21 protein-coding genes are annotated in these 21,128 nt (G+C 69.1%); 13 read left to right on the top strand and 8 right to left on the bottom strand.

What is annotated here, in order from left to right; translation table 11 throughout:
• Positions 1-92 precede the first annotated feature (92 nt).
• Together NLX83_RS35640 and NLX83_RS42145 are read left to right on the top strand one after the other, a co-directional pair.
• Positions 93-1,055 (top strand): GlxA family transcriptional regulator, encoded by a 963-nt coding sequence (locus tag NLX83_RS35640; protein WP_254239671.1) that lies wholly within the window; start codon positions 93-95, stop codon positions 1,053-1,055.
• Positions 1,056-1,072: 17 nt separating this feature from the next.
• Complete coding sequence (locus tag NLX83_RS42145; protein WP_254239670.1) at positions 1,073-3,037, top strand: endonuclease/exonuclease/phosphatase family protein; 1,965 nt, start codon at positions 1,073-1,075, stop codon at positions 3,035-3,037.
• 97 nt (positions 3,038-3,134) lie between these two features.
• Here NLX83_RS42145 and NLX83_RS35630 read toward each other — a convergent pair whose 3' ends face one another.
• Positions 3,135-4,304, bottom strand: coding sequence for a S8 family peptidase (locus NLX83_RS35630; RefSeq protein WP_254239669.1), 1,170 nt, complete (start codon positions 4,302-4,304; stop codon positions 3,135-3,137).
• A gap of 161 nt (positions 4,305-4,465) precedes the next feature.
• On the opposite strand from NLX83_RS35630, the gene NLX83_RS35625 reads away from it, so the two are divergent.
• On the top strand, positions 4,466-7,228 hold the full coding sequence (locus tag NLX83_RS35625; protein WP_254239668.1) for an ATP-binding protein: 2,763 nt from the start codon (positions 4,466-4,468) through the stop codon (positions 7,226-7,228).
• Between the two features lie 3 nt (positions 7,229-7,231).
• Here NLX83_RS35625 and NLX83_RS35620 read toward each other — a convergent pair whose 3' ends face one another.
• Complete coding sequence (locus tag NLX83_RS35620) at positions 7,232-7,819, bottom strand: TetR/AcrR family transcriptional regulator (RefSeq protein WP_254239667.1); 588 nt, start codon at positions 7,817-7,819, stop codon at positions 7,232-7,234.
• Between the two features lie 67 nt (positions 7,820-7,886).
• Between NLX83_RS35620 and NLX83_RS35615 the strand changes: the two genes are divergently transcribed.
• Complete coding sequence (locus NLX83_RS35615; protein WP_254239666.1) at positions 7,887-8,537, top strand: O-methyltransferase; 651 nt, start codon at positions 7,887-7,889, stop codon at positions 8,535-8,537.
• 13 nt (positions 8,538-8,550) lie between these two features.
• Here the strand turns inward: NLX83_RS35615 and NLX83_RS35610 are convergent, their stop codons facing one another.
• Positions 8,551-8,904 (bottom strand): glyoxalase, encoded by a 354-nt coding sequence (locus tag NLX83_RS35610; RefSeq protein ID WP_254239665.1) that lies wholly within the window; start codon positions 8,902-8,904, stop codon positions 8,551-8,553.
• A gap of 214 nt (positions 8,905-9,118) precedes the next feature.
• On the opposite strand from NLX83_RS35610, the gene NLX83_RS35605 reads away from it, so the two are divergent.
• On the top strand, positions 9,119-10,132 hold the full coding sequence (locus NLX83_RS35605; protein WP_254239664.1) for a TerC/Alx family metal homeostasis membrane protein: 1,014 nt from the start codon (positions 9,119-9,121) through the stop codon (positions 10,130-10,132).
• Positions 10,133-10,467: 335 nt separating this feature from the next.
• Here the strand turns inward: NLX83_RS35605 and NLX83_RS35595 are convergent, their stop codons facing one another.
• Positions 10,468-10,971 carry a GNAT family N-acetyltransferase gene (locus tag NLX83_RS35595; RefSeq protein WP_254239663.1) on the bottom strand — a complete coding sequence of 168 codons (504 nt, stop codon included), beginning with the start codon at positions 10,969-10,971 and terminating at the stop codon, positions 10,468-10,470.
• A 158-nt stretch (positions 10,972-11,129) separates the two neighbouring features.
• Here NLX83_RS35595 and NLX83_RS35590 point away from each other — a divergent pair, with 158 nt between their 5' ends.
• Positions 11,130-11,840 carry a hypothetical protein gene (locus NLX83_RS35590; RefSeq protein WP_254239662.1) on the top strand — a complete coding sequence of 237 codons (711 nt, stop codon included), beginning with the start codon at positions 11,130-11,132 and terminating at the stop codon, positions 11,838-11,840.
• 8 nt (positions 11,841-11,848) lie between these two features.
• On the opposite strand, the gene NLX83_RS35585 is transcribed toward NLX83_RS35590, so the two are convergent.
• Together NLX83_RS35585 and NLX83_RS35580 are read right to left on the bottom strand one after the other, a co-directional pair.
• The gene (locus NLX83_RS35585) at positions 11,849-12,415 is read right to left on the bottom strand and encodes a DUF4865 family protein (RefSeq protein ID WP_254239661.1); all 567 of its coding nucleotides are present in this window, start codon (positions 12,413-12,415) and stop codon (positions 11,849-11,851) included.
• 16 nt (positions 12,416-12,431) lie between these two features.
• The gene (locus NLX83_RS35580) at positions 12,432-13,007 is read right to left on the bottom strand and encodes a cadmium resistance transporter (RefSeq protein WP_254239660.1); all 576 of its coding nucleotides are present in this window, start codon (positions 13,005-13,007) and stop codon (positions 12,432-12,434) included.
• A 71-nt stretch (positions 13,008-13,078) separates the two neighbouring features.
• On the opposite strand from NLX83_RS35580, the gene NLX83_RS35575 reads away from it, so the two are divergent.
• Positions 13,079-14,062, top strand: a complete 984-nt coding sequence (locus tag NLX83_RS35575; protein ID WP_254239659.1) for an SAM-dependent methyltransferase — start codon at positions 13,079-13,081, stop codon at positions 14,060-14,062.
• Here NLX83_RS35575 and NLX83_RS35570 read toward each other — a convergent pair.
• Positions 14,059-15,180 (bottom strand): HNH endonuclease signature motif containing protein, encoded by a 1,122-nt coding sequence (locus tag NLX83_RS35570; RefSeq protein WP_254239658.1) that lies wholly within the window; start codon positions 15,178-15,180, stop codon positions 14,059-14,061. The genes NLX83_RS35575 and NLX83_RS35570 overlap by 4 nt on opposite strands.
• A gap of 306 nt (positions 15,181-15,486) precedes the next feature.
• Here NLX83_RS35570 and NLX83_RS35565 point away from each other — a divergent pair, with 306 nt between their 5' ends.
• Positions 15,487-15,888 (top strand): phosphotransferase family protein, encoded by a 402-nt coding sequence (locus NLX83_RS35565; protein WP_254239657.1) that lies wholly within the window; start codon positions 15,487-15,489, stop codon positions 15,886-15,888.
• On the top strand, positions 15,885-16,178 hold the full coding sequence (locus tag NLX83_RS35560) for a phosphotransferase (protein WP_254239656.1): 294 nt from the start codon (positions 15,885-15,887) through the stop codon (positions 16,176-16,178). Before NLX83_RS35565 ends, NLX83_RS35560 begins: the two co-directional genes overlap by 4 nt.
• Here the strand turns inward: NLX83_RS35560 and NLX83_RS35555 are convergent.
• Entirely contained in the window at positions 16,134-16,916 is a 783-nt protein-coding gene (locus tag NLX83_RS35555; RefSeq protein WP_254239655.1) for a DeoR/GlpR family DNA-binding transcription regulator, read from the bottom strand. The genes NLX83_RS35560 and NLX83_RS35555 overlap by 45 nt on opposite strands.
• Positions 16,917-17,011: 95 nt before the next feature.
• Between NLX83_RS35555 and NLX83_RS35550 the strand changes: the two genes are divergently transcribed.
• From NLX83_RS35550 to otnK, 4 genes are read left to right on the top strand one after another with little or no spacing between them, the layout of a single operon-like run.
• Positions 17,012-18,388, top strand: coding sequence for an FGGY-family carbohydrate kinase (locus NLX83_RS35550; protein WP_254239654.1), 1,377 nt, complete (start codon positions 17,012-17,014; stop codon positions 18,386-18,388).
• Positions 18,388-19,248 carry a hypothetical protein gene (locus NLX83_RS35545; protein WP_254239653.1) on the top strand — a complete coding sequence of 287 codons (861 nt, stop codon included), beginning with the start codon at positions 18,388-18,390 and terminating at the stop codon, positions 19,246-19,248. The genes NLX83_RS35550 and NLX83_RS35545 overlap by 1 nt, the downstream gene beginning before the upstream one ends.
• A gap of 38 nt (positions 19,249-19,286) precedes the next feature.
• Entirely contained in the window at positions 19,287-19,889 is a 603-nt protein-coding gene (locus tag NLX83_RS35540) for an aspartate/glutamate racemase family protein (RefSeq protein WP_254239652.1), read from the top strand.
• Positions 19,886-21,127: a 3-oxo-tetronate kinase gene (gene otnK, locus NLX83_RS35535; RefSeq protein ID WP_254239651.1), complete on the top strand. Its 1,242-nt coding sequence runs from the start codon at positions 19,886-19,888 to the stop codon at positions 21,125-21,127. Before NLX83_RS35540 ends, otnK begins: the two co-directional genes overlap by 4 nt.
• Position 21,128 lies beyond the last annotated feature (1 nt).

The following is a 21,128-nucleotide window of genomic DNA, read 5'->3' as shown; positions in this document are numbered from 1 at the left end:
CCTTTCTCCGGTGCGGTGAACACGGAGAAACCTAGGTTCGGCGAGCGTCGTGATCGAGTGTCGGAAACGACAAGGTTGATACCGTTTCCGTCATGAAGGTCGCCGTACTCGCCCTCGACGGTCTCTTCGACTCCGGGCTGGCCGCGGTCCTGGACGTGCTCCAGGGCGCCAACGACATGCGCGGTGAGCTGGACCGGCCGCCGCCGCGGTGGCGGGTCAGCACGATCGGGTTCCGGCGCCGGGTGCGCACCGGGGCGGGGCACGCGGTCTCCACCACGACCGTCGACGGGGCGGGCGACGCGGACCTGCTCGTGCTGCCCGCCATCGCCGAGCGGCGGCCGGATGCCTTGCTGGAGCACGTTTCCGGCGCGGAGTGCGCGCGGGCCCGGCGGTTGCTCGCCGGGACCAGGGCGGCCGGGGTGCCGGTCGCCTCCGCCTGCACGGGGACGTTCCTGCTGGCCGAGTCCGGAGTGCTGGACGGCCGGGCGGCGACGACGAGCTGGTGGCTCTCGCCGATCTTCCGCCGCCGCTACCCGGCGGTGCGGCTGGACGAGACCCGCATGGTGACCACCTCGGACGGGGTCACCACGGCGGGCGCGGCGTTCGGCCACGTCGACCTGGCGCTGGCGATCGTGCGGATGCGCAGCCCGGCGCTGGCCGACCTCGTCGCCCGCTACCTGGTGGTGGACGAACGGCCGTCCCAGGCCGCGTTCACCATTCCCGGGGTGCTCGCGCAGAGCGATCCGACCGTCGCCGCGTTCGAGGGCTGGGTTCGCCGGCACCTGGCCGAACCGTTGAGCGTTGGCGAGGCGGCGCGGGCGATCGGGGTCAGCGAACGCACGCTCCAGCGCGCTGTGCGCCGCACTCTGGGCCGGTCACCGGTGCGGTTCGTGCAGGACCTGCGGGTGGAGCAGGCCTCGCACCTGTTGCGCACCACGGACCTGCCCGTCGAGGTGATCGCGCGCCGGGTCGGCTACGAGAACGGCAACACGCTGCGCGTCCTGCTGCGGGAGCGGGCCGGGGTTACGGCAACGAGTCTTCGCCGCCCCACCTGATGTCGTAGATTGCCCCGGTGCGCGCCGGGAAAATCGCAGCTGTCGTCATCGTGATCGCGTCGGCCTTGGTCGGGTGCCGGGAGGAGCCGCCACCGCCGGACCAGCCGGGGCGCGCGTCGGGTCCTCCGGTCTTCGCGTACGCGACCTCCAGCAAGGTCCGGGTGGCGCGCGGTGAGGCCGTCGTGGCCGACCTGCCGATCAGCGCGAAGGACTCCGGGATGGACGGGGAGTGGACTCCTGACGGGGCCCGATTCGTGTTCTCCACCAACAAGAAGCTCGTCTCGGTCGACGCGGCCAGCGGTGCCGCGGTCGAGGTGAGCTGCAAGTGCGGTGGCATCGCCATCGCCGCCGGGACGGTGTACGTGCTGGCCGAGTACAACGGTAAGGAGCTGGCCGCCTACGACGCCGCGACGCTGGTGCCGAAGGGAACGCTGAAACCGTTGCAGCCCAACGCGAGGGGCATGCTGTCGGTGGCCGGGGCGGGTGATCGGCTGGTGACCTTCCAGATCACCGCCGACGGCGCGCGACCGGTGACCGACGTGGTGGTGGTCGACCCGAAGACCGGCGCGGCGACGAAGGTCGGGGACAGCTTCGACGGCGGGCTCGTCCAGAGCACCGCCTACACGCCCCGCGACTGGGCGGGCAAGCCCATGTTCGCCTACGTCGGGCTGAAGAGCCATGGTGCGAGCCACGGTGTCGCGTCGGTCGTCCTGATCGACCCGGTGAACCCCGCTCAGCAGGTCGTCGGGGACAACGGGCACCTGCTCGCGAAGGCGGCGACCGTGCAGGACCCGAACATCGACCAGGGGAGCGCGTGGTGGTCCTGGGACGGGAAACTCGGGGTGACCGCGCGGCTGTGGACCTGCGAGAGGCTTGGCCGCTGCACCGACCACACCCCCAACACGCAGTGGCGCTACGACGGCAAGGAGTGGACGGCCGTCGACGACCGCGGCCTGGCCTCGACGCGCGGGCTGGGCGGAGGGACCGTCGAGCTGTCCGGTGGGAGCGCGACCGGCACCGAGAAGCAGCGGATCACCCTGGTCATGGGCGAGCGCAGGACGTCGGTGGCCACCGACGTCCTGGGGCTGTGGACCCCGCCGTCACCTCCTCCGCCGCCGAGCTCGGATGGCACGGTGACCGTGGTGAACCTGAACGCCGCCATGGGTTTCAAGATCGGCGCGGGGGAGAGGCGCGGGACCAACGCCAAGCCGGAGGACCTGGAGAAGCTGGCCGACGACCTCGTCCGGCAGGACGCCGACATCGCCAACCTCCAGGAGATGGCCAAGCCCGCGGCCAAGGAGGTGGCGGCGATCCTGGCCCGGCGCACCGGCCGGGAGTGGCGGCTGAACTGGGCGGGCTCGGGCAAGAGCAGCTACTACCGGGGCGAGGACGAGAACGAGCCGCCCGTCTACGACCAGGTGTCCTCGGGCAACGCACAACTCGTGCAGATCGGCGACGGCGTCCTCGCGCAGCGCCCGCTCACCGTCGACACCGTGGCCGCCTCGGACGGCGAGCAGGACCAGGGAGTCATGTTCGACTCCGGTGGGAGGTCCTTCCAGGGCACGGAGATCACCACGGAGCGGCACGGGATCGTCGACGTCTACAACACCCACCTCGCGCGTAGCAAGGACGCTCCCGACGAGGCGCGGGCCAAGGACGTGGTTAAGCTCCAGGGCAGAACCGAGTCGCGGCCGCACCCCGTGATACTCACCGGCGACTTCAACCTGGTGATCGACGGCAAGGGCGACGAGGACGCGCCGCTCACCGTCGCGGCAGTGGGGACGTACATGAACCGCCTCGGGTACGCCGACCTCGGCCGGGATCTCGGTCCGACGAGCAACTACCAGTTCCCGGAGTACATGGTCGGCCGCAAGCGGATCGACTACGTCCTGGTCCGCGGCGTCGCCACGCACGGCACCGCCAAGTTCACCAGTCACCGCTCCGACCACTGGGGCCTGGTGACGCGCATCGGTCCGGGCTGATCGCTCCTACCCGGCCTTCTCGCGACGGCACCCCGTTTCGTACTCTTAGCGGGAATCAACCCCGCTAAGAGTACGAAACGGGAGATCTCTGGCTACCTCAGCCGACGCCGCCGACGAACTCGGTGCACAGCAGCTTGTTCGGCGAGCCCGTTCCCGCGTTCTGGACCACACCCTCCGTGGCCACGGCGGTCAGTGCCTGCGCGACCTGGGCCGGGGTGTCCTCCCGGTTGTTCTGCAGGTGCAGCGCCGCCGCTCCCACGACGTGCGGCGCGGCCATCGAGGTGCCGCTCGCCGTCAGGGAACCGCCCTTGTGGGAGGCCGAGGTGATGTCCGACCCCGGGGCGAACAGGTCAAGGCAGCGGCCGTGGTTGGAGAACGGGGAGCGGCGGTCGGTCTTGTCGGTGGACCCGACGGTCAACGCCTCCGGCACGCGCGCGGGGCTGCTCGCGCACGCATCCCCGTTCAGGTTGCCCGCGGAGACACCGACGGTCACGCCGGACTTGACGAGCCTGCGGATCGCGTTGTCGACCGAGGTGTTGGTTTCTCCGCCAAGGCTGAAGTTGGCGACGGCGGGCTTCTTCGCGTTCTTCGCCACCCAGTCGATGCCGGCGATCACCTGGGACCACGGGCCGCCGCCCCGACAGTCCAGTACGCGGACGCCGACGAGCTTGACGTTCTTCGCCACGCCGTAGGTCTTGCCGCCGACGGTTCCGGCGACGTGCGTGCCGTGGCCGTTGCAGTCCTGCGCGACGGCGTCGTTGTCGACGAAGTCGTAGCCGTCACTGGCCCGGCCGCCGAACTCGCTGTGCGCCTTGTGCACGCCGGTGTCCACAATGTACGCGTTGACGTTGGTTCCTTCGGTGATGTGCTTGTACTTCTTGTCCAGTGGCAGCTTCGGCTGGTCCACACGGTCCAGTCCCCATGTCGGGTCCTTCTGTGTGCCTTCGGTGGTGTAGGCGTAGCCGTCCTGCTCCACGTAGTCGACCGCGGGATCGGCGGCGAGGCGCTTGGCGGCGTTCTCGTCCATCTTCGCGGAGAAACCGCGCAGTGCCACGGTGTACTCGCGCTCAACCGCGGCGCCGACCTTGGCGGCGACGCCCGCTGCGCTGGTACCGGGCCCGTCCTTGAGCGCCACGATGTAGCTGCCCGGGACCGAGTCGGGCTGGTTGGCGTTGCGGATCGCGCCTTCCGCTGGGGCCGCGATCGCTTGCTGGCCCGTGGTCATGACGACCGCCGCGAGGGCGGCGGCAAGGATCTCACGTCGCATTGTTCGTACTCCGTTTCGCTCTGGTGGCTGCCGGGCAGGGATGGGGAAAGGGGAGCTGGTAGCCACGTCATCACCTTCCGGCGGGTACTCCGGTCCGAACAATCCGGGTAGGCATGCGTAGTCATACGCATCTTTTCCTTGAGAGAGCTGGAGGTGTACGCATGAGACTGCTGCGGACCAGCTCATCGGTGTTCGTCGGGCGTACCGCCGAACTGCGCGCGCTGACCCGTGTCCTCCAGCGTGGAACCGCCGCGGTGGCGGTGATCGAGGGCGAGGCCGGAGTGGGCAAGAGCCGCCTCGTCCGTCAAGCCCTTACGGGTCTGCCGCAAACAGTCCTCTTTGGACATTGCGACGAGCCGTTCCCGTACGGCGTGATCCTCGATGCCCTGCGTGGCCTGACGAACACCGCCGAACGGCCCGGCCCGATCACCGGGGCTCTGCGACCGCTCCTGCCCGAACTGGACCATCTGCTGCCGCCGTCTCCTCCGTGCGCCGAGGATCCACGAGTGCAGCGGCACCGGGTTTTCCGCGCGGTGCGCGAACTTCTCGCGGCGCTCGGCCCGGCTGTGTTGGTGGTCGAGGATCTGCACTGGGCGGATGACGACTCTCGGCGCCTCATGCGGTTCCTGCTCATCGATCCGCCACCGGAGCTGGCCGTCGTGGTCACCTTCCGTCGCGAGGACGTTCCCGGAGGGTTTCCGTTCGACCGCGCTCATCGTCAACCTGAGGGGATCCCCAGCACGCTGATAACGTTGCGCCCCTTCGATGTCACCGAAGTCCGTACGTTCGCGTCCGCGATCCTCGGTGTCGAACAGGTGTCCGCCGACTTCGCGGTGGCCCTGGACGAGCGCACCGCCGGAATCCCGTTCGTGGTGGAGGAGGTCCTGCGGTCAGGCTCCGACGGCGTTCCTCCGCTGGTTCGTGAAGCGGTGCTGGAGAAGCTGGCCGGTCTGTCCGTGACCGCGACCCGTGTGGCCCAGGTCGCGGCGGTGCTCGGCGTGCCGGAGACCGCGGAGGTCATCGGCGAGGTCGCGGGGCTGGCTCCGCGGCGCTGCCGCAGCGCACTGACCGCCGCGCTCGCCGCCGGGGTGCTCCGTGAGATCGGCGAATGCCGCTACGGATTCCGGCATTCTCTTGCCCGGCAAGCTGTTCACGACACCGCGGCTGGGCCGGAGCGCCGCGAGCTGTACCTGCGCGCGTTGCACGTGCTCGAACGACGCGAGCCGAAACCGTTGCTGCGCTTGGCCGAGCTCAGTCGCAAGGCCGGGGCGCTGGCGAACTGGGTGCGTTACGGGGAGGCCGCCGCCGCGCAGGCCACGGAGTCCGGTGATCACGCGGCGGCGACGGATCTCCTGCGGCGTCTGTTGGAGGAGCCGGAGTTGGCCGCGGAGGACGTCAACCGGCTCGCGGTCCGGCTCGGCCAGGCCGCACAGCTCGGCGTCGACAAGCTCGATTCGATCGCGACGCTGCGGCGGCTGCTCGGGGACCGGCGGCTGGCCACGGCCGCGCGCGGGGAGGTACGGCTGTTTTTGGGTCTGCTTCTGCTCCGTCAGGACGGGGGCATCGAGGTGGGGCTGGCCGAGATCGAGCTCGCGGTCCGTGAGCTCGCCGAACGGCCCGACGTCGCGCTCAAGTGCGTCGCGGTGCTGACGCTGCCAACGCTGGGCTCGACGCCGCTGCGCGTGGTGCGGCGATGGCACGATCACTTGGCAGAGGCGATCGGTTGTGCCGAGCCGGAATTGCGGGTTTCTTTGCTGGCAAGCCAGCTCGGGGCGCGGTTGCACATCGGCGAGGGCGGGGTCGAGGACTTGCTCGCCGAGCTTCCTGCGGACGTGTCGACGGCGGCCGAGCAGCGACATCTCTCGCGGGCGCACTGCAACCTGGCGGACGCGTGCGCTTCGGTCGGGCATTACGGGTGGGCGGGAAAGCTTCTGGTCAGCGGAGTTCGGCTGGCCGATGACTGCGGGGCGCCGTTCGTGGTCAGCACGGCGCGGGCCACCCAGGCGCGGCTGGACTGGTTCACCGGCGCGTGGTCGGGGTTGGCCGACCGCTGTGTGCGGCTGCTCGACGAATATCACGACGTCTTCCTGGTCTCGAGCGAGCTGTCCCTGGTGCTGGGCTTGCTCGCGGTGGCGCGCGGCGAGTGGGACGAGGCGGCGCGGTGGTTCGCTGCGACCGGTGTGACGCGCCCGAGTGACGCGATCGGTCCGGTCGCGATCGACGCGTGTGCGGGGCTAACCAGGATGTGGCTGTCCAAGGGCGATCCGGAAGCCGCGGCGCAGGCAGCCGACGACGGGCTGAAGTTGTTGCGGGACAAGGGGATCTGGGCCTGGTCGGGTGATATGGCGCCGATCGCGGTGACCGCGCTGCTTGGCACCGGCCGGGAGCACGACGCCTACCGCTTGGTTGACGACCTGGAAACCAACCTCGCCGGGCTGGACGCTCCGCTGCCCGAGGTGGCCTTGCTCACCTGTCGGGCGCAGCTGGCTGAGGTCCGTTCTGACCGGACCGAGGCGAGGACGCTTTACCGGGCAGCAGCGGCGAAGTACGAGGAGATCGGCGCGCCGTACTTCGCGGCGCTGGCCACCGAACGCGAGCTGCTGTGCCGGATCGACAGCGGGTCCGGCCCCGAGGAGCTGGCCGCGCTGGCCGAGACCTTCGACGACTTCGGCGCGACCAGGGACGCAGCCCGGTGCAGGCACCTGCTACGCGGACACGGCGGGGGCACGCCCTCACGACGCGGACGGCGGGGCTACGGCAACGAACTCTCCCCAAGGGAGCAGGATGTGGCTCGGTTGCTGGCGCAGGGCCGGACGAACAGGGAGATCGCCGACGTGTTGTTCCTATCCCCACGAACCGTCGAAAACCACGTCGCACGCGCGCTGCGCAAGCTCGGAGTGACTTCGCGCGGTGAACTGCGATGAATCTCAGGTAAGTCCGATGCGGCTGAGGAAGGCGTCCACGAGACGGTTGGTGAAGTCCTCGTCGATCGCGCTTCCGGTGACCAGCGCGCGGTAGTAGATGGGCCCGACCAGCTGCTCGACCTCGGCTGCGACGTCGAGGTCGGCGGGCAGCAGGCCGCGGGTGACGGTGCGCTCGATCGCCAGTCGGTCGCGGTCGTGCTGCTCGTCGAGGTAGCGCTCGCGCAGCACCGCGGCGAACTCGGGGTCGTGCTGCGCGTGCCCGAGTAGGGCCCGGAGGACGGCGCCCGCGTCGGTCCGGGTCAGGAAGTGCGCCAGTTGTCGCAGGTATTCGCGAAGATCGCGGCCGATGTCGCCGTGGTCGGGCACGGGCAGGTCCTCGGCCGCGTCCTGGAGGAAGGCGTCGAGCAGGATGTCGGTCTTCGTGCTCCACCAGCGGTAGATCGTCTGCTTCGCCACCCCGGCGCTCGTGGCGATGGCCTCGATGGTGAGCCCGGCGAAGCCCTTCTCGACCAGCAGGTCGTCGGCGGCTTCCAGGACCGCGAGCCGTGCCTGCTCGCTCCTGCCGTGCCGGTTGCCGCGATGCGGTCCCATCTGCACCTCCTCGGGTCAGCCTAAGGCCACCTAGGCTAGACGAGACGTTGCGTCTAGTCTGTCTGTCATGACAGCCACCAGCACCCTTGAAGACCCCCGAGTCGCCACCGCCCTCGACCGCCTGTTCGGTCGCGCCGAACGGGACGACGAGCGCCTCCAGGCGTCCTGGCCCGCTGACCTCGCGTCAGTGACGGCGCGGGAGAAGGCCGATATCGCGGCGGAGGTCGTCATGCCGATCTCCGCGCGGGGCGGGCGACTGCTCTACAGCCTGGTCCGCGCCATCCGCCCAGCGCGCGTGGTCGAGTTCGGCACCTCGTTCGGGATCTCCGCGCTGCACCTGGCCGCGGCGGTGCGGGACAACGGCTCCGGCCACGTGATCACCACCGAGCTCAACGCGGACAAGGCGGCGTCCGCCCGCGAGACCTTCGCCGAGGCCGGACTGGACGACCTGATCACGGTCCTGCTCGGCGACGCGCGGGACACCCTCGCCGGTGAGGAGCCCGTCGACTTCGTCCTCCTCGACGGCTGGAAGGACCTGTGCCTGCCGGTGCTGCGCCTCCTGGAGCCGCGGCTGGCCCCTGGCACCCTCGTGGTGGCGGATGACGTCGACCTGCCAGCACTTCAGCCCTACCTGGACTACGTCCGCGATCCGCGCAACGGCTACGAGAGCGTCACGTTCCCGGTCGAGGACGGCATGGAGATCAGCTGTCGCCTGTGATGCCGTTGCGCAGTCATGCCGTCAGGAACTCCAGCCGGTTGCCCACGGCGTCGACGGTGTGGAAGCGGCGTCGCCCGGGAATCTCGGCGGGATCGGCCCAGCGCACGGGGTATCCGGCGAGGGTCAGCGTCTCGGCCACCGCGTCGACGTCCACCACGAACGCCGGATGGGCTTTGCGCGCGGGCCGGAAGTCCGCTTCCACGCCGACGTGCAGCTCCCCGCCGCCCGGCACCTCGAACCAGCAGCCGCCGCGCGCGGCGAGCAGCGGCGGCTTGGGCAGCTCCGCCCAGCCCAGCGTGCCGCCGTAGAACCGCCGGATCTCGTCCTCGCCGCCCGCCGGGCAGCTCACCTGCACGTGATGAATCACAGTACGAGCGTACTGTTTGTTGGTGGCTGCCTCAATCAGGCGAAGACCCGGAGGTGATCATCCGGTCCGCGCCCGGCGTGGTTACGCTCTCAACCCGAGGGGAGTACTTCCGTTGGGTCTGCCCGGTCAATACGGACGCCCGGATGGTGTCCCCGGGAGGCCGCCCGCGCCGGGTGAAGGAGACCTCGAACGCTGAAACGTTCGAGGAGGACCTGTGCCCGCCCCCTTCTTCCTTGCCGACGCCGTCGAGACCGCCGCGCCGCCGGGCTCGATCGGCTCCGGCTGGCTGTGGACCGTCAGCGTCGCGGTCCTGCTGGGCCTGCTGATCGCCGACTTCGCCGTCACCCGCCGCCCGCACGAGGTGTCGCTGCGCGAAGCCGTCGGTTGGTCGGTGTTCTACCTCGCGCTGCCGCTCCTGTTCGGCCTCTGGCTGTGGTGGGCGTTCAGCGGTGGTCAGGCGCTGGAGTTCATCACCGGCTTCATGGTCGAGAAGTCGCTGTCGGCGGACAACCTGTTCGTGTTCATGCTCCTGCTGGCCGCGTTCGCCGTGCCCGACGAGGTGCAGCAGCGGGTGCTGCTCTACGGCATCGCCGGAGCCCTGGTGCTGCGCGCGGTGTTCATCGCGGCCGGTGCGGCCATGCTCCAGGCGGGCACGTGGGCCTTCCTGGTCTTCGGGTTGATCCTGTTCGTCTCGGCCGTCAAGATCCTCCGCCAGGCGCTCGCCGGTGAGCAGACCGAGCAGGACACCTCCCGGATGCGGTCGGTTCGCCTGCTGCGCAGGCTGATGCCGGTCACCGACGACTACCGCGGCACCCGCCTCGTCGTCCGGGAGAACGGGCAGCGCGCGCTGACACCGCTGGCGGTCGTGGTGGTCGCGATCTTCGCGACGGACGTGGTGTTCGCCGTCGACTCGGTCCCGGCCGTCTACGGCATCACCGACGATCCGTACCTGGTGTTCGCCACCAACGCTTTCGCGCTGCTCGGCCTGCGGGCGCTGTACTTCGTGCTGCGGTCCGCGCTGGCCAAGCTCGTCCACCTCAACCACGGGCTCGCGATCATCCTCGCGTTCATCGGCGTCAAGCTGGTGTTGCACTGGGCGCACGGGATCTGGCCCGCGGTGCCGGAGATCCCCACGCCGATTTCGCTGGCGGTCATCGTGCTCGTGCTCGCCGTCATCACGCTGACCAGCAGGCTCTCCCGCCGCCGCGCATCGAAACTCCCCACTTGACGGGAGATCGCGCCAACCCGGGCGGGTTTCCGGCGTCATAGCGGTATGGAACCGGAGAAGCGGCGCGGGACCGAGCTGGCCATGCTCGGTTTCGCGGCCGCGTTGGGGGGATGTTCATCCAGCCCGGTGAGTTCGCCAAGATCCTGTTGCTGATTTTCTTCGCGGCGTTCCTGGTGTCCAAGCAAGCCCCAGCAGGCACCGATCGCTGACGCGGGCACCGTGCTCGTGCCGCGCTCAGCGGGGTAGGTTCACGGAGACGGTTGTGTCGCTTCCGTTCGAGGTGATCTCGCGCAGTGTCCGCGAGGTCTTCCGCGCGGTGGCGATCGCCGACCAGCTCAGGCCGCGGCCTCGTAGATGATCTCCAAGCCGTCCTCCTCGTCCCACTGCTCGCCGACCTCGACGAAGCCGTACCCGGCCACGAGGCGGTAGGACGCTTCGTTGTCCGGGCTGATGGTGACCCGGACGGTGCGCACGTCCGGCTCGTCAGAGGCGCGGCGCAACAGGAACTCCAGTGCGGCGCGGGCATATCCGCGCCTGCGATGGGCGGGATCGACGGCGTAGCCGATCTCCACCATCCCAGCCGCGTCCGGCGGTCCGTGGTACCCGGCCCGGCCGACAGCCAGGTCGCCGTCCTCGTCCCAGATGACGCCGGTGACCCAGTCCGCGCTCGCCGGGTCCTCGGCGACCTGCTCGCTGCGCATGCGCCACACGCTGCGCCAGTCGGGCCCGGCGAAGTACGCGGAGAGCGGCACCGGACTGGCCGCATTCGCCGCCGTCAGATCCCCGGCGGCGAGCGCGTCGAACACGGCACCGTTGAGATGCACGATGCGAACCTGCAAATCTGCCACCTTTGCCGCGTGGATCGGGAAGGCGCGCACCGTATCCCGCAGTCGCGTACGGAGCAGCTGAATTAGGGAGATCTACTCAAGGCAGGAGGCAGTCCGCGCGGTTAGCGTGCGTCGTGCCTTGCTCACGCTTACTTCTCCTGGGTCTCGCCGTGCTTCTGACCTCGTGTTCCTCGCCGCCTGGAGACGCGGAGACCGACCGCCAGGCGAACACCCTGGCCTCCGCGATCAGCTATCCGCGGCAGGACTCGGCCGCGGGCTTCGCGCGCGCGGCCCTCGCGGTGTGGAAGGGCAACGGCGCGCAGCTGGCCGTGCTCGACATGCAGGAGATCCCGCGCACGGACCTCGACCCGGCAAAGCAGTTCGCCCACCTGGTGATCCGCATCCACCGCCCGGCACCGGAAGCGCCGAAGTTCGGCCCGAGGATCGAGGCGCTCAACGCCTGCTACGGCATGGACTTCAACTTCTACGGGATCATCGGCGAGCCCGAGCGGATCTCCTGCCCGGACAAGGCCCCCGTGACACCACCGCCACCCACGCCGGACACGATCGTCCCGGACGGAGCCGAAGCGGCGCTCCGGAAACTGCTCGCCGCCCTGCCGCCGACGCCGACCGACGCTCAAGTGCGGGACGCGCTCGACAAGGAGCTGCCGAAGCCTCGGGCCGACCACCTCCCGCCCGCGGTCGACGTCCGGGTCCAAGGGGAGGACGTGGGCGTCTCGCTGCGCGCCGGTTCAGGTGATGACATCAGCTGCCTGACCGGCTCGCGGGTCCGGGGAACGGTCACGGTCGGGTGGCTGTCGCGGATCGAGGCCATGCCGGGTGAACGCGGGTGTTCGGCCGGCACCGCGTTGGGGCGGTGACCAGAGCTTCACCAGGCTCGCCCGTCCGGTAGGTCTTTGAGTCCGGGAGCAGAGAGGTGCAGCACCTCGTACCTTTCCGCTCCCGGCTCCGGATTGTCCTTCCACAACACGAATCGCATGAGTTGCCAGTGGTGCGGATCGAAGGCCAGCGCGGCGGTGTGGACGTTCTCGTGACGGCTGAGTTCCTCGATCTCCCGCTGGACCGCTTCGAGGTCGGCGGGGAACGGGGTGAGCGTGCGGGTCGCGACCCTGGGGAAGTCCGCTCGGGCGGGGCCCGCGTGGCAGGCGATACCGGTCCAGTGCAGCGCGGCGGGGCGCCCGAAGTCGCGGACGATGTTCTGGAATCCACCGCCGCCGACGAGGAAGTGCGCCATCGCGCCGGTGTCGTTCCAGAGGTAGAAGGGCGCGTACTGGTTGACCGGCGAGCCATCGACTCCGCGTTCGCGGATCAGGTAGGCCTTGAGCCCCAGTCCGGCCCGGTCGTCGAGCAGGTGGCCGTTGTCAGCGACGCGCCTGCGGATGATCGTCATGTCGTAGTCGGCGGGCAGGGTGATCTCGTACTGCTTGGCGTACATGAGCCGACTATACATACTAGTAGGTACAAAGGATGAGCAGTCCGATGCCGATCAACACGAGGGGGAGCACGACGTGGCCCCACCGGGCCAGGGCCCGGGCGATCACCGGGCGCGTGGCGAAGACCCGGCCGAACGCGCACCAGACCGCGACCAGGGCGAGGAAGACGATCACGAAAACGACCAGGCCACTGGCCCCGGCCGTGGTGAAGACCGGAACGTAGACGCCGATGTTGTCGCCGCCGTTGGCGAAGGTCACCGCCGCGACGGCCAGGACCGCCGGTCCGGTGCCCGCGTCGGGAGCGTCGCCGTCGTCGTGGCGCTCGCGCCAGGCTCGCCAGGCAGCGCGAAGACCGAGCAGCAGGGGCAGCAGGCCCAGGAAGGGGATCACCCGCTCCGGGAGCAGGCCCGCGCCGAGCGCTCCGAGGACCGAGGCGGCCAGGATCGCGGCGAACCCCAGGTACTGCCCGGCCACCACCCGCGCCGCGCCTCTGGGGCCCGCGGCCCGGCCGAAGAAGACCGACAGGATCACGATGTCGTCCACGTTGGTCACCGCGAACATGCCGACGGCCTGCCCGATCAGTCCCAGATCCACTCCACGTCCTCCAGCCTGTCAGCCTATTGGCGTCTTGGTCGGCCCCGTGGTCGGACTGGTAGACAAGATCGATGCAGGACCAGCTGAGCTTCGCACGCGAGTTCATCGAGGCCCGCGACGCGGTGGAGGAGGAGTACTACGCCGACCTCGTCCGCAGGCATTCCCCGGGCGAGCTGCGGCGGCACTACCTGGCGAGCATGGCGAAACCGTTGCTCGGCCGGGCGATCGGTGGTCCGGTGGAGTTCTACGACACCTGGGGCCGGATCATGCGGCACGCCTGGCTGAGCCTGAGCTTCGGGGTTTACGGCGAGGAGCACCGCGCCCTGTCCGATCCCGCGACCCGCTTGGCCGCGGCTCAGGTCAACACCGTCGACCTGGCCTGGGAGCCCGCCCTGGCCGCCGCGCCCGAGGAGCCGTTGCTGGTCGATGTCGGTACCGGGCGCGGGAATTCCGCCGCGCGCCTGGCGTTGGCGCATCCGGGGGCACGCGTGGTCACGCTGACGCTCAGCCCCGAACAGGCGGAGATCGCCCGCCGCATCACCGTTCGCCTCGGTGTCGCCGACCGGGTGGAGGTTCGCGTCGCCGACGTGCTCGACGCGGCGACCACCGCGGATCTGGTGGGCCGCGCGGACGGGGTCACCGCGATCGAGGTCGCCGGTCATTTCCCGGAAGAGCGCATCGCGGACGGGTTTCGTGCGATGGCCGCGATGCTCAAGCCCGGGGCGCCGTTGACGTTGATGGACCCGGTGCTCGACCGCCCCGGTTCGCTCGTGCACGATTTCGCCGGGTTGTTCACCTGGCGCTTCCGCCCGGCCACCCACTACCGCGACGCCTTGCGGGCGGCGGGCTTGACCGGGTTGCGGCTGACCGATCTCTCCGAGGCGTACTGGCCGAGCTGGCGCGACACCGGCGCTGTCATGGCCGCCCGAATGGACCGGCTGCGCGCCGAGTTCGGTCCGGTCCTCGCCCATGCGTGGCAGCTCATTTTCCAGTACCACGCCTGGCCTTTGGGTCGCACCGTGCACTACGCGCGGATGACGGGCTACGCGCCTTAGAAGGGTGCGGGTTCGGCGATCGGTTCGAGTTCGGTTTCGTAGACCTTCCCCCTGGGTGAGGTCCACAGGTGCCGGCCGTCGTCGAGGTTTTCGCAGCGCCAGTTGGTTTCGTGCTTCATCCGGTGGTGGTGCCTGCACTTCGGCCGCAGGTTCTTCACCGTCGTGTTGGTGCCGTCGTAGCGGCAGCAATGGTCGAGGTCACAGCGGTGGGCGGGCTGCTGGCACCCGATCGCGGTGCACCTGGGGAACCGAGCCGCGATCAACTCCCGCTGCTTGGCGGTCGGCCGGTAGACATCGCTGACCTCTTCGGCCATGCCGGTGACCGGGTCGGTGAGGATGCGCTTCCAGATCCCACCAGCGATGACATCCCGCGCGACCTCAGCCGGGAGCGGTCCGTATCCGTGCAGCATCGCCGGGTCATCGTTCATGCCGATGACACTGGTGACCGGCATCGTGAGGTAGACGCGTACCTGGCCTTGGGGTGCGCCGGTGTCCTTGCCCAGCAACACATCCATCGCCACATCGGCGCGCTTCTGGTCTAGGGTCCGGTCATCTTTGGGCAGTGCGCGGGCGATCCTGTCGATGCGGTCGTAGATCAGCACGCCGTCCAGGGCGGGTACGAGGAAGCGGAGGGAGGACATGCCGTCGTCGAGGTCGCGCTTCTCGACCGCGCGTTCCTTGGTGGCTTTCTTGTGGCGGCGCAGGGCGGCGTCGGGGTCGAGTTTGTGGATCACCGTCTGCGCGTGCCGCCGTACCGAGGTGTAGGTGCGGGTCTGCGCGTAGTCCAGCAGGTCGTCTTCCACGATCGCCTTGTGGACCTCTGACAGGACACTGATCTGGTCCAGGATCAGGAGCGCCTTGCCTTCGTCGATCCGGCCTTCGGCCATCGCCTGCAAAATCGCCGGACGCTCTGTCAGCTCGTACCCACGCGACAACATCGCATCCGCTTTCCGACGCGAGATCGCCAACTCCGGCCCCACCTCCGATCCCATGTAGTTGTAACCACCGTCTTCAACCTGATCCATGTATTCCCGGCACGCGACAGCAAGATCGGCCTTCGCCGCACTGAGCCTACGACTGGCAGCCTTGATCGCATCGAGCAGATCACCAAGGGGCATAGCCACATTCTATCGTGCGATAATAGTCGATCATGGCTCTAAGGAGTGAATTCCCAAGCATCCCAACGCTTTTTGGAATCCCGCGCGCGAAGCAGGTCAAGCGACTGTAGCTACGCTGGATCGTGAATTTGGAACCACGGGTTGGCTGATCGATTGCGAGCGACACGGCTGGGAACTGTCCTGTGTGGACATCCACCTCTCGCCGCTCGCGGCGTAGACTGGAACACATGAGTCGCTCATCGAGGTCGACGGGACGTATGCGGAACATTGGCGCGCACAGTCGAACAGTTCAGGCTGGCGCCTGACATGATCGCCGAAATCATTGCTGCGGCGGGAATTCCCCTCGAAGTCGACTCGTGGGCTCCGACCGTTCAAGGTGCCGTGGGGCACGTGGTCGGCCTGCGCGGGCCGGACGGCGACGAGTACGTGCTCAAGACGTACCCGTCGTGGGCGCGCCGAAAAGCCGCTGTCGAGGTGCGGGCGTTGGAGCTCGCGACTGACGTGAACGTGCCTCGGGTGATCGTCGCGGGCGACCGGTATGTCGTGATGACCCGAGTTCCTGGTGTGCGCTGGGCCGACCGTCGCCGCGAGCTTTCCCAACCACAGAGCCGAAAGTTGCATCGCGAGGTCGGTGAGCTGTTGCGCCGCATGCATGTCGTGCGCGGCGACCGCTCTGCCACAACGACTTCATCGACAGCAACATCATGATCGCGGAGAGCGGCGAGCCCCGGGTGGTCGGAGTGATCGACTTCGAGAAGGCCACGTTCGACGATCCGATGGCGGATCTGGCCAAGACCGCGCTGCACGCCGAGTACCACGATCCGGCCATGGCGGAGGAAGTCATTGCGGCGTATGGGGAAGCGGATCGGGATCGGCTTGCGGCGCACCGCGTGCTGTGCCTGCTCGACGAGCGGATCTGGATCAGCGACGATCGGCCCGAGGGCTGGGAGGAGTCAGTCGAGCGCCTTGACGCGCTCCTCATGGATGTCGGTTCCTGAGCCGGTGAACCAGCTCCGCCTCGGCGCGGGGAGGTCGTCGGTGACGAAGGCGTCGACCGCCTCGTACGGACAGATGTGCACCGAGGCGGTTTCCTCGAACTTCGAGGAGTCCGCGAGGAGCACGACCCGGTCGGCGATGCCGATGAACGTGCGCTTGACCTCGGCGTCGAGCGAGCCGTTGCAGTAGGCGCCATCCTTGCCCAAGCTGCTCGCGGCGAGGAAGAAGCAGCTCAGCCGCAGGCGGCCCATCGCGGTCACGGTGTCCGGCCCGGTGAAGGACTGCGTCATCGCGTCGTACATGCCGCCGAGGCCGACGAGCGCGACGTCGTCGCGGTCCCGCAAGGACGTCATCACCGGCAGCGAGGCCGTCACGGCGGTCACGTTCAGACCGGCGGGCAGCAGGTGCGCGAACTCGATCGTCGTCGTACCGGCGTCGATGCCGATCGTGTCGCCCGGCGCGATCATCGTGATCGCCTTGGTGGCGATGGCCCGCTTCCGCTCCGGCCAGATCCGCGAGCGCGCGCGGAACGACAGGCCGGGGCGCGCGCCCGGCTTCGGCACCGCGCCGCCGTACACCAGGTCGACCTGGTCGGAGTCGGCGAGTGTTTGCAGGTCGCGGCGGACGGTGCGCTCGGACACCGACAGGGCCGCGCCGAGCTCCGCCGGAGACGCGTAGCCGGTCGCGCTCAACCGCCGCAGGATGGCGTCCCGGCGCGCGGGAGCGGAGGTGTAGCGCACGGGAGCACCCTAACGCCGTGGCATAAGAGTGACAAACCCATGATGAGTTTGTCCGAAGTTTGACAAACACGGGTCCTGGACGACAGGCTGGCGTCATGACGGCCTCCGATGGGGATCTCGTGGCCGGGGTGGACATCGGCACGACCAACATCAAGATCGGGCTCTTCGACGCGCTCGGGGGCTGCGCGAATCTCGTCCGGTTGCGCACTCCGTCCACTGTGGACCGACTTGTCGAGGGCGTGGTGCGCGGCATGCGTGCGTGCGTCGATCCGGCGGGGCGCTCCCCGGTGGCGGTCGGGGTTGCCGGGATGGCGGAGACCGGTGCCGCGCTTGACGCCGCCGGTGCGCCGTTGACCGATCTCATCTCATGGACGGATTCGCGCGGAGCGGAGGAGGCCGGGCAGATCAACCGGCACCGCGGTTCGCTGGAGCTGTACCGGTCGACGGGTCGATGGGCCAGCGCCAAGTCTCCGCTGGCCAAGTGGATGTGGTTGCGGCGCAACGATCCTGCGGTGCTGGACGCGATGGCCTGCTGGGCCGGTGCGGGGGATCTCGTCGTGCATGCCCTGACCGGAGAGGTGCGCACACACCCGACTCTCGCCGCGCGAACGCTTGCCTACGATCTCGCCCGCGGGGACTACGAGCCGGATTTGCTTGCACTGGCGGGACTTCGCCGGGAGCAGATGCCACCGTTGACCGGGTTTGACGGTAGGGCAGGGGTTGTCAGTCCGCGCGCTGCGGCGGCTACTGGTCTGCCTGCCGGGATTCCGGTGATCAACACCGGACATGATCATGCTGTAGGAGCCTGGGCCGCCGGTGTGCGGGAGCCCGGCGTCGGGTGCCTGTCGCTCGGGACCGCCGAGGCCGTAGTGTTGCCCGTCTCCGGCTTTGCGCCGGAGGAGGCGCTGGCGCACGGGTTCACCAGTGATCCTTCGGCCGATGGGCGGCACATCTGCCTTGTCGGCGGACTGCCCACGAGCGGGGCTCTCGTCGACTGGATGCGGGATGTTGTTGGTGGTGAAGAGGATGCCCCGCTGCCCACGGGCATCATCGTGCAGCCGTACCTGCGAGGTCGAGTCGCGCCCGCACCAGATCCGGACCTCCGCTTGTCCTTTGCCGGAGTCACTGAGCGGCACCGGGCGAATGATCTGGTTGTGGCGGCGATCGAGGGGACCTGCCTGCACACGCGGTGGATTCTCGACGAGGCGGCCCGCATCGGGAACATCAGCCTCAAGCGGCTGGTGTTCCTGGGCGGCCAGGCGAACATCCCGGTGTGGATGCGGGTCAAGACCGCGTTGTCGCCGGTGCCCGTGAGCATTCCCCGGACGGCGGATGCTGTGTGCGCGGGCGCCGCGCTACGCGCCTTCGGCGCACCGGTGCTGCCGAGCGTCGCCGCACCAACGGATGCGGCGCTGCAGAGCGCGTATCAGCCTGTGTACAAGGAGTTTCTGCGTGTGATCGGAGGACGTTGATGGCCCCGACGCTGAACAGCCTCGCCAGGGGGAGCGGGTGTTTCCTGATGGTCGCGATGGACCAACGGGAAAGCCTGCGGCAGATGATCACCGCCGCGACCGGGCGGCGCGCGGAGGACGAGCGGCTGGTCGACTTCAAGCTGAGCGTTGCCAGGGAGGCGGGACCGTACGCCTCCGGGTTCCTGATCGATCGCGACTTCGGGTTCGAGCGGGTCGCCGCCGAAGGGCTGCTGCCGCGGGAATGCGGCCTGATCGTCGCCGCCGACCGGTTGAGCCAGCCGGTGGACGGACCGGTCGAGGACACCGACCTCGACGACGAGGTCGACCTCGGCCGGGCGCGCGAAGCCGGGGCGGTCGCGGCGAAGTTGCTGGTGATCTGGCGCGAGGACAGTGATCGTGACCGGCTGGTGGAGATGTCCGCCAGGTTCGTCCGCCGCTGTGCCGACGCCGGTCTGCTCTCCGTGCTCGAAGGCGTGGCCAAGGGCGGGAGTCGGCTGATCAGGGAGGCGGCGCGTTCGCTGGCCGCGGTGCGCCCGAGCCTCTACAAGGCACAGGTTCCCTTGGCGGGCAAGGGAAGCCTCGACCAGCTCACCGAGGAGTGCGGCGCGCTGAATGCCGAGATCCCGGTGCCGTGGGTGGTGCTGTCGCAAGGCGTGGAGCAGGCGGACTTCCCGACCGCTGTGCGCGCGGCCTGTCAGGCGGGTGCTTCAGGAACGTTGGCGGGCCGGGCGATCTGGAGTGATCTTGTCAGGGCCGACTCGGATTCGCTCGCGGATTTGCTGCGCTCACGATCCGTTCCGCGCTTGCGGGAGCTGGGGTCCATTGTGGACACCTACGGGTGCGCTTGGGAGGAGCGGTGAAGGTCTTCCTGCTGCACACGGTCCCTGGGTTGGTCCCTGTGCTCACCGATCTGGCCACTCGCCACGTCCCCGACGCCGAATTGGTGCACAGCGTGGACGGTAGCCTTCTGCGCGACACGATCGCGCACGGCGTGCCGCCGGGGCACGTGCGCGACAAGCTCGCCATGTACGCGCGCTTCGCCCGCGAGTGCGAGGCCGATGTCCTGCTGGTCACCTGCTCATCGATCGGCGAGGCGGCGGAGCAGTGCGTCGGTGTTCCGGTGTTGCGCATCGACGAGCCGATGTGCCGCGAAGCGGTGTCCGGCGGGCGGCGGATCGGCGTGCTCGCCACTGTTTCGTCCACTTTGGACCCTACGACTCGGTCGGTCCGGCGCGCAGCGGCTTCTCGGGGCGTTGAGCGTGATATTCGCGCGCTGCTGTGCGAAGGCGCGTTCGACGCGCTGAAGGAGGGGGACACCGACACGCATGACGCGCTTGTCACTGCCGCGTTCCGGCGCCTGAGCGCGGAGGTGGACGTCATCGTCCTCGCACAGGCATCGATGGCGCGTATCGTGAGCGGGCTCGCGCCGGACTCGGTCACCGTGCCGGTGCTGTCGTCTCCGGAGTCCGGAATCGCCCAGCTGAAGGACTTCGGGGCATGACGTGGTTGGGCGTGGTGGCCGACGATGTCACCGGAGCCACCGATATCGCGGGGACGCTTGTGGCGCGAGGACTCCGTGTGGTGCAGACGTTCGGGCTGCCGGAGGGGGAGATCTCCGAATGCGACTGCGTGGTGGTGGCACTGAAGATCCGCACCGTGCCCGCGGCGGAGGCCGTCGCCTCGGCGCTCGCGGCCGCTCGTCGGTTGCGTGAGCTGGGCGCGGAGCAGATCTTCTTCAAGTACTGCTCGACCTTCGACTCGACGGACTCCGGCAACATCGGCCCGGTGGCGGATGCCTTGCAGACCGACCTCGGGGCACGGATCAGCCTGGTCTGCCCGGCGACCCCGACGATCGGCCGGACCGTCTACTTCGGACACCTGTTCGTCAACGGCCGGTTGCTGTCGGAGTCTTCCCTGCGCAACCATCCGCTGACCCCGATGACCGATCCCGACCTCGTTCGCGTGCTTGGCAGGCAAACGACCTCCGACGTGGCGCTGATCGACTACTCGGTGGTCGAGCGCGGCGCGGACTCGGTGCGCTCGGAACTGGAAAGGCTTGCCGGGCAAGGTGTTCGCTATGCTGTCGCCGATGCGCTGCGCGAATCGCATCTGGCCGTTCTCGGTGAGGCCGTGCGGGATCACCGGCTCGTGACGGGAGCTTCCGGCCTGGCGTGGGGTCTTGCTTCAGCGCGATTCGCGTCCAGGGCGCGTGTCGTGGCCGCGCCGGTGGATGAGGCGATCCTTCGGGCTCCGGCGGCGGTGGTCTCCGGTAGTTGTTCGGAGGCGACCCGTGAGCAGGTCGCGTTGTTCGCCGCCCGTCATCCGGCCTTCGCAGTGGATCCGATCGCGCTCGCCGAAGGGCAGGACGTTGTTGGTGCGGCACTGGAATTCGTCGCCGCACACCTGGACGGCCCGGTACTGATCCACTCCGCGGCGGACGTGCGCCGGGCGCAGTCGGTGTTGGGCACGCTGCGCGCGGCGGAGCTGGTGGAGTCCGCCTTGGCCGGGATCGCCACGGGCCTGGTCGAGCTGGGGGTGCGGCGGATGATCGTGGCCGGGGGAGAGACCTCCGGAGCGGTGGTGCGGGCGCTGGGGATCACCGGCGTGCGGGTCGGCGCGGAGGTCGATCCCGGCGTGCCGTGGACGTTCTCGCTGGACGGTCGGCTGGCGCTGCTGTTGAAGTCCGGGAACCTCGGGCGGCCGTCGCTGTTCGGCGACGCGTGGGACGCGCTGACCTGAG

Origin of the sequence: Allokutzneria sp. A3M-2-11 16, from assembly GCF_024213555.1 — a bacterium.
Lineage (GTDB): Bacteria > Actinomycetota > Actinomycetes > Mycobacteriales > Pseudonocardiaceae > Allokutzneria.
Note: the sequence above shows the minus strand (reverse complement) of the source record. Positions and strands in the feature narration are given on the sequence as shown.

Excerpts from the sequence above, each read along its gene's own strand:
- NLX83_RS35620 (WP_254239667.1), bottom strand. The coding sequence starts at position 7,819 with ATGGGACCGCATCGCGGCAACCGGCACGGCAGGAGCGAGCAGGCACGG.
- NLX83_RS35630 (WP_254239669.1), bottom strand. The coding sequence starts at position 4,304 with ATGCGACGTGAGATCCTTGCCGCCGCCCTCGCGGCGGTCGTCATGACC.
- NLX83_RS35550 (WP_254239654.1), top strand. The coding sequence starts at position 17,012 with ATGACGGCCTCCGATGGGGATCTCGTGGCCGGGGTGGACATCGGCACG.
- NLX83_RS35560 (WP_254239656.1), top strand. The coding sequence starts at position 15,885 with ATGATCGCGGAGAGCGGCGAGCCCCGGGTGGTCGGAGTGATCGACTTC.
- NLX83_RS35570 (WP_254239658.1), bottom strand. The coding sequence starts at position 15,180 with ATGCCCCTTGGTGATCTGCTCGATGCGATCAAGGCTGCCAGTCGTAGG.
- NLX83_RS35640 (WP_254239671.1), top strand. The coding sequence starts at position 93 with ATGAAGGTCGCCGTACTCGCCCTCGACGGTCTCTTCGACTCCGGGCTG.
- NLX83_RS35545 (WP_254239653.1), top strand. The coding sequence starts at position 18,388 with ATGGCCCCGACGCTGAACAGCCTCGCCAGGGGGAGCGGGTGTTTCCTG.
- otnK (WP_254239651.1), top strand. The coding sequence starts at position 19,886 with ATGACGTGGTTGGGCGTGGTGGCCGACGATGTCACCGGAGCCACCGAT.
- NLX83_RS35585 (WP_254239661.1), bottom strand. The coding sequence starts at position 12,415 with ATGTACGCCAAGCAGTACGAGATCACCCTGCCCGCCGACTACGACATG.
- NLX83_RS35625 (WP_254239668.1), top strand. The coding sequence starts at position 4,466 with ATGAGACTGCTGCGGACCAGCTCATCGGTGTTCGTCGGGCGTACCGCC.
- NLX83_RS35565 (WP_254239657.1), top strand. The coding sequence starts at position 15,487 with ATGATCGCCGAAATCATTGCTGCGGCGGGAATTCCCCTCGAAGTCGAC.
- NLX83_RS35615 (WP_254239666.1), top strand. The coding sequence starts at position 7,887 with ATGACAGCCACCAGCACCCTTGAAGACCCCCGAGTCGCCACCGCCCTC.
- NLX83_RS35575 (WP_254239659.1), top strand. The coding sequence starts at position 13,079 with ATGCAGGACCAGCTGAGCTTCGCACGCGAGTTCATCGAGGCCCGCGAC.